We start from the raw sequence: 11,340 nt of genomic DNA on the forward strand, positions 1-11,340 counted from the left end.
GGTTTCGGGCGGGCCGGATCCGCCCATAGGTCGACAAGCCAGCCGCAGGGGAATGGTCCTTCAAGACGCGGAGGAGACGGGTCGCGCGATCGGCTGACTTACAGCCAAGCGGCGTCGCGGATATTGGGCTTGGCACGGGTTCAGAGACCGTCGCCAGGGGCGGACGTGGCTATCCGCATTGCGCCTCGGCAAGCACGCCGGCGCAGCGCAAGGCTGGCGAAAGGCGATGAGTTGGCGTCGGGATTTCGCGTGCGGTGCGCGCCGGAAAAGTTGCAGAAAAGTGCAGTCGGCGCCGCCGGAGCGGGGTGCCAAGCGGCGGCTTTCAATGAGCCGCCGCTCGGGCTTGTCAGCTTATTCCGACACGAACAGGTGCCGCACCTTGGCCCACTGATCGGCGGTGCGGAAGCCGCCGCGACCGGTGTAGCTTTCGGCGGGGAATTTCATCCAGCGCGGCAGCCAGGCGTCGACTTTTTCCCTGCCGTTCTCGCCCGCAAGAAAGTCGCGGATGATTGTCTTTTGCGTCTTCACCTTCTCCGAAACATTGCCGTCGGCGCCGTGCTTGCCGCCGATTTCGGCGAGCATCAGATTGGCGATTTCCTTGTCGCGCAACAGCTCGAAGAAGGCGTCGTCGGCTTGCCAGCAAGCGGCCATATCGACATTCAGATGATTGCCAAGCGCCTCGATGATGGCGCTGCCGGCTTCAAGCGTCTCGGCCATGACGATTGTGAGAACGCGCATGACATTGTCGTCGGACAGGACCAACAGCCGTGCGAAGACCCTCGCTGTGGCAAAGGCATCGCCATTGCCGCCAGTGACCGCACCATCCTCCTCCGGTTGCCCGAGCAGCGCCAGAACATCGCGTCGCCTTTCGGCGAAGTCGGCTTCGGCCTTGCAGGCTGCGAGGCTGGCGGCGACCGTTTCGTTGGCGGCGCGCTGCGGCTCGCGGCACACCTGCCACAGGCTTGATCCGGCAATCGCGTGCGCCACCATCAGGCGCAGCGCGACGCCTGGATGGTCGAGCAACGCGGTACGCACAGCGGCATGGCGGTGCAAGTCGACATAGTTCTGCATCGGTCCGGTAAGTTCAGGCCGCGAGGATTTGGCGAGGGCTTCTTCCTGCTCGCCGCCCTCGTCATGGGCGCGAGCGCGGCGCGCTTCCTTGCGCGATAGCCAGCCCTCGTGACACTCGACTTCTCCGCGATGCGAGACAGTGATGACGACCTTGCCGCCCTTCTTCCTGGGCGTCTTCTCGTGGTCCCATGAGTGGAAATACTGGCCGGGTTCGAGCACGATCACCTCGGTCCATCCGGCCTCGAGATAGGCGTCGCGTCTGGCGGCAATCGCCTCGTTCTGCTTTAGCCAGAACAGGTCGGCATCGGCGAAATAGCTGTCCTCGCCGAACAGGTCGGAGACGATCAGGCCGGGATATTCCTCGATCCCGAACAGCGCCACCTTGGTTGAAATCGACTGTCCGCCGAACAGCCACTGCTTCAGCTGGTAACCGCGCGGCGCGTACTGTTCGGGGGCGGCAAACAGCGCCAGCCAGTCCTTCTGCTGCGCCTTGGACGCCATGGTGAGATAGCGCGCGGTCTCGGCATCGATCTCCTCGCGGCGATAGGCTTCGCGGATTTTGGGAAGCAAGTCGCCGAGGGCCAGACTGCGTTTCACCTGAAGCTCGGTGATGCCGAAGGTGGCGGCGATGTCGGCAATGGTGCGGCCTTCCCGGATCAACCGGGAGAACGTTTCCCATTGCGAGACTTCGTCGGGATCGAGGCGGGCGATGTTTTCGATCAGCGAGGCTTCGAGCGCATCGGCGTCGTCGCCGTCCTCCATGATGGCGCAAGGCAAGGCATCGCTTTCGCCGCGTTCGTCGGCGAGTGATTTGGCGGCGAAATAGCGTCGCCGTCCGGCAACGATCTCGAACGTTTCCGGCGACCCGTTAGGCCGCACCAGAAGCGGTACCAGCACGCCGCGCGCGCGAACGGATGGCAGGATATCGGAGATATCCGGCGCGCGTTTGCCGTGACGCATGTTGAGGGCAGAGATGTTGAGCCGGTCCAAGGGAATGTGGGCAAGCTGCATGGTTTTGCTCCTTCGGTTTGGTTGAGTGCCCCGCCGCAGAGGCCCGAAGGCCGGCACGGGCGGGACGGGTTTGCGCCTAGCGGCGCGTCTGTTCCGCCGTGTTCGGCGGAAGCTCGGGACGGAGCTTTGAAAGCGCGTCTGCTGCCTGCCGCAGCAGCCGCTCGTCCTCGGTGATGTGGCCGGCGAAACGCGCTGCCTCGGCATAGACAGAGAGCGGAAACCGCGCCTTGAAATATAGGTCGCGCTCGATGCCGAGGCCAAGCCGGCCCTTGACGCTTTGAAGCTCGGCAAGGCTGACGCTGCCCAGTTCGGGAAAGCCGAAGCCGAGATCGCAAAGCCCGAACAGCGCGTCTCCGTCGGCATCAAGTTCGGTCAGAAGCCAGGTCGCAGGCCCGGTCGGGTCGAACAGTTTCACCACCGGAACATGGTCGGTTTCCGTGTCGGCGGCGCCGTTTGCGAGCAGCCGGGCGCGCAGTTCATAGGTGATCAGGATCATGGGAAGGACTCCTTGTCAGAACATGAGTTGATTGCGCGCGCACTGGTCAAAAAGCCCGGCATCGAGCCGCTGTGTGCGTTTTGCGTGGGCGCCTCGGCGCGCCTGTCAGAAACCAAAGTCGACCGGCTGCGGTGATCGGGCGGGCACCGGAAATAAGCGTCTGCTCGCCTTCCGGCGTTGTCTCGGTCCGTGGCGTGTGGGGATCGCGCGCGCTCATGCCGCGATCTCCTGATGATCGCTGCCTTGGTCATAGGCATTGCGGCCAAGCAGGAAATCGGCGGCTTTCGAGGCATGGCTGGCGGCGCGGAAGATGGCGCGATTGTCCTCGCGCAGCACCTTCAGCCATGAGCCGATATAGTCGGCGTGGCGCACGCTCGGCTCGATGCCGAGCGTGGAACAGACAAAGGCGGCGGCGATTTCGGCGACCAGTTCCTCGCGGGCATAGGCCTTGGAGCCGAACGAGCCGGAGAGGTCACGGGCGAGCCGCGTCGGGTGTCCGGTCCAGTGGCCAAGCTCGTGAAAGCAGGTGCGGTAATAGTCGATCTGGTGAAAGAAGGCGGGCTGCGGCGGCACCTGAATAAAGTCGCTGCCCGGCATGTAGAAAGCGCGATCGCCGCCAATGCGAAAATCAGCGCCGCTTGCGCAAATCAGCGCCTCGGCTTGTGGGACGATCTGGCGCGCGGGCAGCGGCTCGGCGGCGGCATAGAGATGTTCGGGCAGGTTGTCGCACTGCGCGACATTGAAGACGGTGAAGCGTTTTAGATAAGGCACCGCCTGCGGCTCGCCGCCATCAGCCTTGGCGCGTTCCTTCTCGTCCTTGGGAACAAAGCGATCGGCATGCACGATGGTGGTGCCGTGTTCGCCCTTCCTGACATTGCCGCCAAGGGAAAGCGCCTGCCGGAAGGTGAGCCAGTTCTGGCTGAGGTATGAGCGCTCGATGACCGCGCCCCAAAGGATCAGGATATTGATGCCGGAATAGGCGCGACCGGTGGCCGCGTTGCTGGGCAGGCCCAGGTCGGCTTTTGCCCTGCCCCATGGCTTGACCCATGGCACGGTGCCGCGCTCCAGTTCGGCAATGATGCGGTCGGTGATTTCCTGATAAAGGCTGGCGCCCGTGCGCCCGCTCCTGCCTGCGCCAGCCTCTCCGCTGCCGGAACGCTTGTGTTTTGCACGCATCGTTTGGTCCTCCGCTCTTCAATCCCGCGCCTTTCCCCGGAAGCGGGGTGGGCGGCGAAAGCGACCGGAAAGGCCCGCCGTCGAAGGCGGACCGCATCCGAAGGACCGGAACGAAGAGGAGGACCCGGAGCGGCAAGCGAAGGGTTGCGGGACGCCGCGGCGGGCCTAGAAGGGAGTGCCGCCCACCGCGCGCCACCGGGGAAGGCCACCAAGAAAAACCGCGACGGCCGAAGGACGGCGACCGTCAGCAGCCGGCAGGCTGCCCGCGCCAGGGGGCGAAGCCGAATGGCCGAGACTGCCTGAGCAAGGCGAAGAAGAGTGGGCTCGGTTCACGAGCACCCGGCGCGCGCCAAATGGCGCGCGGGCGGCAAGCAATTACCTAGAAGTCGAACGTCTCAGGCCTGCCTGTCGGGCCGAACCAGATCCATGTGGCTGACCTCGAGGGCCGATGCCAGTTCATAGATCGTGACAATCGTCGGATTTCTGCGGCCTTTTTCCAGACCGCTGATGTACTGCTGGCTGAATCCTGAAATCTCGGCAAGCTGCTCCTGCGTCAGACGCTTTTTTTGCCTGATTCTCTGCACATTCCGTCCGACCAACCTGCGCATGTCCATGCACGAAGGTCAGCGGATTGGGCAGCTTGAGTTTATCAACTATAATATGTAATCCACATCGTGCTTCCAGTCCGCTGGGGAAAACCCTCGCGGCGGCCACATTCCGGAGATAGAATTAGCGATGCTACAGCCGAAATCGACTACGCCGATTGCTGACGAAGTCCCCTGGTCAGACAGCATCACGAGCTACGACCGGCAACATCGCACCATTTACCTGCGCATCCTCGACGCCTGCGCCTACAATGCCAGCGTAGAGGAAATGGCCGATCGCATTCTCGGCATCGACCCGATCCTTGAACCGGTCCGCGCCCGCAAGACTGTTCGCAGCCATATCGACCGTGCGAATTGGATGGTGACGACCGGCAGCAAGCACCTGTTCGGCAGCTGAATACGGCGCGGATTGCCACGCCTTTTCAGACGAGAAAGTCCAGGTACCCGCCATTCATCAGCGCCCGGCCACGAGAGACGGCGCGGCGGATGCGATCGCGCAGGTGATCGCGAGGATCATTCCAGTCGGAGTGGACGCGCCCTTCTCCGATCAGCGCCTCAGCGATCTCGCGGTGGGATGCTCCAGCGAGGGACCGTCGAGTGCCTGGAGGCCGAACCGAGGCGGCGGCCACGCGCTTCGGGCGGAAACAGAGTCTTTGGCAGTCACCCGTGCGGCGCGTAAGACTATTGAGACATTCGAGTGCCCACAGCCGATGTTTCAACTGCGCAGTGGGCCAGATTGCATCGATATGAAGTCGAACGGGCAGCAAAACGTTAGCGCCATACACGACGAGCTGGAGATGCCGGTCGGCACGCGGCAACAGGACATGTTGGCAGCCATCGCCCGACAGTAGCACCGTTGCACGGCATGGAAGCACGGCCAAGTCGAAGGGCGGCGCCGCTGACGATGGGGACACCTGTTCCGCAACGGCTGGCAAAGCGCGGCAAGAACTCCCAGGCCCAGTCTCGCCGGGGTCAGATGAGCGGTGTAGCCGTACGAGTTCTTGTCCCACCACTCCGGCCAGTTGGCGACGCTGGCTTCTGCCAGGCTCATGACCGAGTTCGGCTGAGCGCGACAGGCCGAACTCGATCATGCCGGCGAAGAGCTCGTAAGTGCCGACAGTAATTCCACCCGCTCCCTTTGAGACGTACTAACAATATCTGATGTAAAGCGGCTCTTTCCCAAATATCTGGAGCCTTGTAGCGCCGTATTTCCTTCCAACGGCACCGGAAAAGTGTCGCGAAGTACGCGCGTTCAGAGGCACAATACAATGGCTGAGGGTCGACTGCTTGATGCGAAGCACTTTCGCCGCGTGAAGGAAGCTACCACGCGGGGCAACAGTAGCTCCGTATCGGAGATGAGGAAGCTCGATCTGTTCGGATAACGTATACGGTCAATCTCCTTATCAAGCCTTTGATCACGGACGCGCTGCAGCCACTCTCATCGAGCGTTCGAAAAACATCGCACTGCCGGTGGGGAGGTGCACCGGCAGGCCGCGCCGCACTTAGGTCGCGGCCGCGTGGCGACCAGATCGCGGCTACAGGCTATGGGCTTGCGAACGAGTTCGCCTCTGCGTTTAGCGATGGTTTATTCCGTTAGAGCCCGTTTCCGCTAATCCCTATCAGTGGGCCGTCCTTGAACGCTTCCTGATCGACGGCGTATCGAGATCGTTTCCAATACGGTCGAGGGGCAACACGAAAGAACAGCCTCTTTGCGAGCAGCCACGACCTAACCGATCATTGCCACGCTCGTTCAGACCTGCCTGTGCCGGGCCCGGCATAGGCAGGTCTAGGCTGACCGCCGAACTTGCCGAGCGCATTTTCCGAGGGCGGTGTGCGGCGCTTCTCCCGCCGATTCGACCAAGGAACCGGTCGTTGACATTCAGCATAGTTTCCACCCTCAAAGGGCGTTCAGGAATTCCAGAAGCCGGTCGTTTGGCCTTTGCGCGCTCATATGGCTTCGGCCCGCCCAGTGCGGATTCCTAAGGTTCAAGATGTGTGTGAAGATAGGTCAGCGTCGTTTCCATCGTCTCATGGCCCAGCCACAGGGCGTTGGCCGAACAATGGACGCCCGCCTGACATTACATGGCTCGAATGAAGGGCGCCCTGGTCAAGGGCGCCCTTCGCATCGGCGGCAGGCTTCGATCCCGGAGGTGCGGAGCTAGGCACTTCGAAAGGAGCCGCCGATGAGCCCTTTTTGGGCATCCCGCCGAGCCAACGCCGGCCGGGCGAGTCTAGCGCACGCAATTATGCGACGGGCGCTATGGTTAAATGCTTCGATCCGTCAGAACGAGCGCTGGAAGCGGAGGAGGCCGCCGAAGTTGTCGTCGTCATCGGCGCCGGTCCAGTTGCTGACGCTCTCATCACCAAGATGGAAGTAGCTGGCTTCGGCCGTGATCGTCAGGCCGGGGACGATATCGTAGGCGATGTTCGCCACGACGCCGAGATTCTCGCCCTCGTCATACGAGATCTGGGTGTTAAACGAGGTCTTCTCGTTGATGGTGTAGGTGCCACCGCCCCAGACCGCCCAATTGCCAGACCACAGCTTGTACATGCCGCGGCCGCCAGCGGGGATTGCGAAGCCGCCGTCCGTGTAGTTGTCGTCCGTGCCGTAGCCGGCCATGATGAACAGCGACAGGTTCTCCATCGGGGTGACGTCGAGGCGAACCTTGCCGGCAACTTCTTCATAGTTGCTGTCGTAAGCAATGACGCCGGTGATGGCGCCCCAGCCCTGCGTCCACTTCACACCGCCGACGACATGCGGGACGTAGCTGTCGATCGTGAAGGCGCCATAACCCTGTTCGAGCGAAACCACGGCGGAGAAGCCGTTGCCGGCGTCGAAATAGTACTGGACGACGTTGGTGTCGAAGCCACCGTAGGGAACCAGCGTATCGTTGAGGACGTTGCCGGCGTAGCCGCTGAACGTATCGAAGGCAGAGTCGTCCTTACCGACGCGCAGCCCACCGAGCTGGATCCAGGCGTAGGGCAGCGAAACGCCCGCGTTGCCGGCTTCGTTGAGGTACGGAGATGTGTCGCCTTGGGTGTTGCGGAAGTTGAAGCGGGTCTCGGTGTAGGTCTTCAACGTGCCGAGCTCGGTTTCCTGGCCGGTCCAGGTCTTCAGCGTGAAGCGAGCACGCTTCCAGTAGGTATCCTGCTCGTCGCCGTCCTCGACGTCGACGGTCCCCGCACCGGTGAATGTGCCGACGTCGCCGACGCCGATGTCGTAGCGGACATAGCCGCCGATGCGCAGGCAGGTTTCGGTGCCGGGGATGTAGAAGTAGCCAGCGCCGTAGACGTCGCAGATCCTGACGTATTCAGCGGGTTCCGGCTCGGCCACGACGACGGCGTCGGCCGCGCGCGCACCGGAAACTGCGACCAGTGCCGCAGCGGAGCCAAGAAGAAGGCTCTTGATGTTCATTTTGATCTCCTTGAATGATTTGAAAAGAGCGAGGACGTCGATGGACGAACCGCTCCCTTGTCCCCACGATCGAAAAAGATGCGCATCACGAAGCATCCTTCCCGGCTCGAACGCTATTCACAGGACAGAATAGTGCAAGTTCAAACTCCGCCTTCCGAGCAAGTCTTGCAGTGTCAGTTGTATTTTTATCACAATATCTAAGTATTACTTGCACAAATTGAACAATTATACATTTGCACAAACGGCACAATTGGCACATTGACTATTTTGCGTACGCATCAAATGTGCACGAACAACCACGGACGCCTGACCAACGTCAGACAAATCCAATCAGAGAAATAGCCTGGGCGGCCGATGCAACGACTTCCGTGTTCGTACCTTCCCTGAGCAATTCGATAGGAACGCGGCCATTGAGAAGGGGCGAGGGACTGATCAGCCATAGCCAAGCCAATCTGGGATCGGAGATCGAGGAAAGGACCTGCCGGATACCCGGCATGGGCCTGCCGTCGATGAACTGAGCCAGGGGAAACACATGCTTGCGGGAGCCTCTCCGAAAGGCAATCACATCATTGTGCCGCTGCCACCAATGCAGCGTTGACCGAGGTATTCCAAAACGTCTCTCGAGATGCGTCGAGCCCGCAACTGGACCGGCCCACTCAGCAATCCGCGCGCCTTCTCTCGGATAATCTTTCAGAACCGGATGCGCGAGCGGATGATCGGCTGGCCGGGGTCGCGAAGCGATCTCAAACGCCTGAGCGTCCAGCCGTCGCGCTGCTTCGGCCTCAAGCCTGCCAAGTAATTCAGCGGCCACGGCAGTCAAATCGGCGGAAGCAGAACCCGAAGGCGCAACAGCGGCCCTGTCACCCTGTCTCGCCTCATCGCATTGGGCAAGAATGCGCTGCACCTCCCGCATGACAAAGCTTGAAAGCTGGCTCTGTCGCTTTTCATCCGCAAGATCAGTCGGCCCGGACATATGTGGCTTTCCCAATAGCGTTCCCTCAGCAAGCCGCTGAAAAAGCGTTGAAGACATGAAGTTTGGAGGACGGCGATGTGTTGCGTTTTCCGCTTGCTCACGACCCGGCAGCCGTGTTGCGGCTCAACCTGCGCCTCTCATCAAAAAGGGAGAATGTCTCTGGACAACTATCTTTGCCCCTACGATGGAAACAGACGCTTGTTTTATGTGTTACTTATACAAATCGAACGTGTTGCACATTTATACGAACTGTTGTTTGTTTTTAACTTTCATTCGCCCATTTAATGGCGCATACATGCTTCACTGTTGCCGCATCGTATTGGTCAGGTGCGCGGCACGCGGCACCTCCTTCATGACGAAATTTGAAAGCCCGTCGTCCGACCGTTTCATTTGCATTCGTCGATCCACTCATAAGGGCCAGGGTCATCCGGTGGCGTCAGCGGGCTATCTGCAGCCGAAGGAAGAGGCGCCGCGTCCTCGTCACCACCGATCAGCAGGCGCCGTGCTCAGGCCACTCGCATCGATATCGAAGGTAAGATGTTTCGCTTGTTGTGGGTTCCCGAGGATATCTCTGCAAGCCGCATGGCCGTTTGCCCCGCTAGCCGGCGAGTATGCCGACGTGGTGTTCAGTTCGCCAATATAATATTCCGGACGATGCCATCGCGTTTGCAGATGGCCGCGTCCCATTAAGACCTGCCGCTGCTTCGACGCTCGCAAGGACGTCCGGAATGAGACACTCCGCCGCGTCGCGACAGGGACGCTCGGCGTTGCCCGTAAGTTGGGATGTACAGCGCGGTTGGGGAGTATACGATGCCGGCCGTAAGGTCCGCGAGGCCGTTCAAGCCCCGCAAGGCTGAGGTTGCCCAGTTCGCCACCACCTTCAATCTGCGAGGGTCGCACGCGCTGTGCTATGCCAAAGGCTCCGCGCCAGCGCCCGTCGCCTGTCGCCGGGAAGCCAACAGAGAGAACTGCGAGGGTCTGACGAGCCGCGACCGTCAGCAGGCGGCATCCTGCCCGCGTCAGGGGGCGAAGCCGAATGGCTGAGACTGCCTGAGCAAGGCGAAGAAAACGGGCTCGGTTCACGAGCACCCAATCAGCGCCATCAGGCGCGTGGCGCCGTCAAGAGCCGGCTGGATTTACCGCTTAAGCTGATCGCGAATGCCGAGCCTTGCGCGGCGGTTTTATGAGCTCGCAGGGATCAACACTAAATGCTTGCGCCAGTCGTCCAAGCACACTGACGCTTGCGGAAACGCGGGCGCGCTCGATCGAGCCCACATAGCGCATGCTAAGCTCCGCGCGTGCAGCCAACTCTTCCTGCGTCAGATCCTGTTCATGGCGCAGACGACGCATGTTGATCGCCATGACCTCTTTGAGATCCACGGGCGAGATAGGCGCTGAAAAGGAATTATCGTTCTAGGAATGATCGTTCCTATTCTTTATAGTCGGCCTGCTGGCGAAGGGCTCAGCCGGGCCGAAAACCAGCCGCCAGTTGATCGAGGTCAAACAGTCAAAAAGAGCTATGAAGCCAGACATTGCTGACGAAGTCCCTTGGTCAGACAGCATCACGAGCTACGACCGGCAACATCGCACCATTTACCTACGCATCCTCGACGCCTGCGCCTACAATGCCAGCATAGAGGAAATGGCCGATCGCATTCTCGGCATCGACCCGATCCTTGAACCGGTCCGCGCCCGCAAGGCTGTTCGCAGCCATATCGACCGCGCCAACTGGATGGTGACGACCGGCAGCAAGCACCTGTTCGGCGGCTGAATACGGCGCGGATTGCCACGCCTTTTCAGACGAGAAAGTCCAGGTACCCGCCATTCATCAGTGCGCGGCCACGCGAAACGGCGCGGCGGATGCGATCGCGCAGATGATCGCGTGGATCGTTCCAGTCGGAGTGGACGCGCCCTTCTCCGATCAGCGCCTCAGCGATCTCTCGGTGCGATGCTGCAGCGAGCGAACCATCGAGGGCGCGAAGAACGAAGGTCTTCGGGCGCCGCGTCTTTCAGCCGAAAGGCAGCCCTGCGTCAGGGGCGAAGCCGGATGGCCGAGACCGCCCAAGCCTGCCGAAAAAGCGGGCACGGTTCACGAGCACCCGGTGCGCGCCGTCAGGGCGCGCGGGCGCCCTACGAGCGGATGCCGGACAGAATCTCACACGGGTCTGCACCAAGGGCCGCTGTTACGTCGAGAAACTCAATGACATCGAGACGCCGCTCTCCACCTTCGTACTTGGCCACGAAGGATTGCGGACGGCCAAGCTTCTCGGCCACCTGCTCCTGGGTCAGGCCTTTGGCCTTGCGCAGCGATATTAGATGGGTCAAAAACCGCTGGTGGCGGGGAGAACGAAGAGATTTGGGCATGCAGGCGAACCGGTCAGGTAAAGACCGGCTCAGCGACTAATCCCGGTTTCGGATTATCCCATTTTGGGATATATTGCTTCGGTTAGCGCTTAACTGGCGAGGTTCGCAGCAGCCATGAATCGATCAACGGGAGCAGATAAGACCCGAAGCTCAACTCTGTGCGACGAAGTCCCCTGGTCAGACAGCATCACGAGCTACGACCGGCAACATCGCACCATTTACCTACGCA

At 61.1% G+C, this 11,340-nt stretch carries 13 protein-coding genes; 3 read left to right on the forward strand and 10 right to left on the reverse strand.

Annotated features, from left to right (window positions below):
- Positions 1 to 351: 351 nt before the first annotated feature.
- Together E5W87_RS05680 and E5W87_RS05685 are read right to left on the reverse strand one after the other, a co-directional pair.
- Positions 352 to 2,082: a ParB/RepB/Spo0J family partition protein gene (locus E5W87_RS05680; RefSeq protein WP_292394805.1), complete on the reverse strand. Its 1,731-nt coding sequence runs from the start codon at positions 2,080 to 2,082 to the stop codon at positions 352 to 354.
- A gap of 76 nt (positions 2,083 to 2,158) precedes the next feature.
- Positions 2,159 to 2,578, reverse strand: coding sequence for a DUF2958 domain-containing protein (locus E5W87_RS05685; RefSeq protein WP_292394807.1), 420 nt, complete (start codon positions 2,576 to 2,578; stop codon positions 2,159 to 2,161).
- A 12-nt stretch (positions 2,579 to 2,590) separates the two neighbouring features.
- Here E5W87_RS05685 and E5W87_RS05690 point away from each other — a divergent pair, with 12 nt between their 5' ends.
- Positions 2,591 to 2,713 (forward strand): hypothetical protein, encoded by a 123-nt coding sequence (locus tag E5W87_RS05690; RefSeq protein ID WP_292394809.1) that lies wholly within the window; start codon positions 2,591 to 2,593, stop codon positions 2,711 to 2,713.
- Positions 2,714 to 2,791: 78 nt separating this feature from the next.
- On the opposite strand, the gene E5W87_RS05695 is transcribed toward E5W87_RS05690, so the two are convergent.
- Both E5W87_RS05695 and E5W87_RS05700 read right to left on the reverse strand, forming a co-directional pair.
- Positions 2,792 to 3,754 carry a zincin-like metallopeptidase domain-containing protein gene (locus E5W87_RS05695; RefSeq protein WP_292394811.1) on the reverse strand — a complete coding sequence of 321 codons (963 nt, stop codon included), beginning with the start codon at positions 3,752 to 3,754 and terminating at the stop codon, positions 2,792 to 2,794.
- Between the two features lie 395 nt (positions 3,755 to 4,149).
- Positions 4,150 to 4,368, reverse strand: a complete 219-nt coding sequence (locus E5W87_RS05700; protein ID WP_128188272.1) for a helix-turn-helix transcriptional regulator — start codon at positions 4,366 to 4,368, stop codon at positions 4,150 to 4,152.
- A 121-nt stretch (positions 4,369 to 4,489) separates the two neighbouring features.
- Here E5W87_RS05700 and E5W87_RS05705 point away from each other — a divergent pair, with 121 nt between their 5' ends.
- Positions 4,490 to 4,756: a hypothetical protein gene (locus E5W87_RS05705; RefSeq protein WP_292394814.1), complete on the forward strand. Its 267-nt coding sequence runs from the start codon at positions 4,490 to 4,492 to the stop codon at positions 4,754 to 4,756.
- A 25-nt stretch (positions 4,757 to 4,781) separates the two neighbouring features.
- Here E5W87_RS05705 and E5W87_RS05710 read toward each other — a convergent pair whose 3' ends face one another.
- The 4 genes from E5W87_RS05710 to E5W87_RS05725 all read right to left on the reverse strand — a co-directional run bounded on the left by E5W87_RS05710 (position 4,782) and on the right by E5W87_RS05725 (position 10,127).
- The gene (locus tag E5W87_RS05710; RefSeq protein WP_292394816.1) at positions 4,782 to 5,450 is read right to left on the reverse strand and encodes a DUF2285 domain-containing protein; all 669 of its coding nucleotides are present in this window, start codon (positions 5,448 to 5,450) and stop codon (positions 4,782 to 4,784) included.
- Between the two features lie 1,190 nt (positions 5,451 to 6,640).
- Positions 6,641 to 7,774 (reverse strand): porin, encoded by a 1,134-nt coding sequence (locus E5W87_RS05715; protein WP_292394817.1) that lies wholly within the window; start codon positions 7,772 to 7,774, stop codon positions 6,641 to 6,643.
- A 316-nt stretch (positions 7,775 to 8,090) separates the two neighbouring features.
- A complete protein-coding gene (locus tag E5W87_RS05720) occupies positions 8,091 to 8,747 on the reverse strand; it encodes a hypothetical protein (protein WP_292394819.1) in 657 nt (218 codons plus the stop codon).
- A gap of 1,143 nt (positions 8,748 to 9,890) precedes the next feature.
- Positions 9,891 to 10,127, reverse strand: a complete 237-nt coding sequence (locus E5W87_RS05725; RefSeq protein WP_292394821.1) for a helix-turn-helix transcriptional regulator — start codon at positions 10,125 to 10,127, stop codon at positions 9,891 to 9,893.
- A gap of 139 nt (positions 10,128 to 10,266) precedes the next feature.
- Here E5W87_RS05725 and E5W87_RS05730 point away from each other — a divergent pair, with 139 nt between their 5' ends.
- Positions 10,267 to 10,518, forward strand: coding sequence for a hypothetical protein (locus E5W87_RS05730; RefSeq protein WP_292394823.1), 252 nt, complete (start codon positions 10,267 to 10,269; stop codon positions 10,516 to 10,518).
- Positions 10,519 to 10,543: 25 nt separating this feature from the next.
- Here the strand turns inward: E5W87_RS05730 and E5W87_RS05735 are convergent, their stop codons facing one another.
- Positions 10,544 to 10,684, reverse strand: a complete 141-nt coding sequence (locus tag E5W87_RS05735) for a DUF2285 domain-containing protein (protein WP_292394833.1) — start codon at positions 10,682 to 10,684, stop codon at positions 10,544 to 10,546.
- 193 nt (positions 10,685 to 10,877) lie between these two features.
- Complete coding sequence (locus E5W87_RS05740; protein ID WP_367118796.1) at positions 10,878 to 11,072, reverse strand: helix-turn-helix domain-containing protein; 195 nt, start codon at positions 11,070 to 11,072, stop codon at positions 10,878 to 10,880.
- Between the last annotated feature and the right edge of the window lie 268 nt (positions 11,073 to 11,340).

Origin of the sequence: Mesorhizobium sp. (genome assembly GCF_004962925.1) — a bacterium.
In the GTDB taxonomy this organism is placed as follows: Bacteria; Pseudomonadota; Alphaproteobacteria; order Rhizobiales; family Rhizobiaceae; genus Mesorhizobium.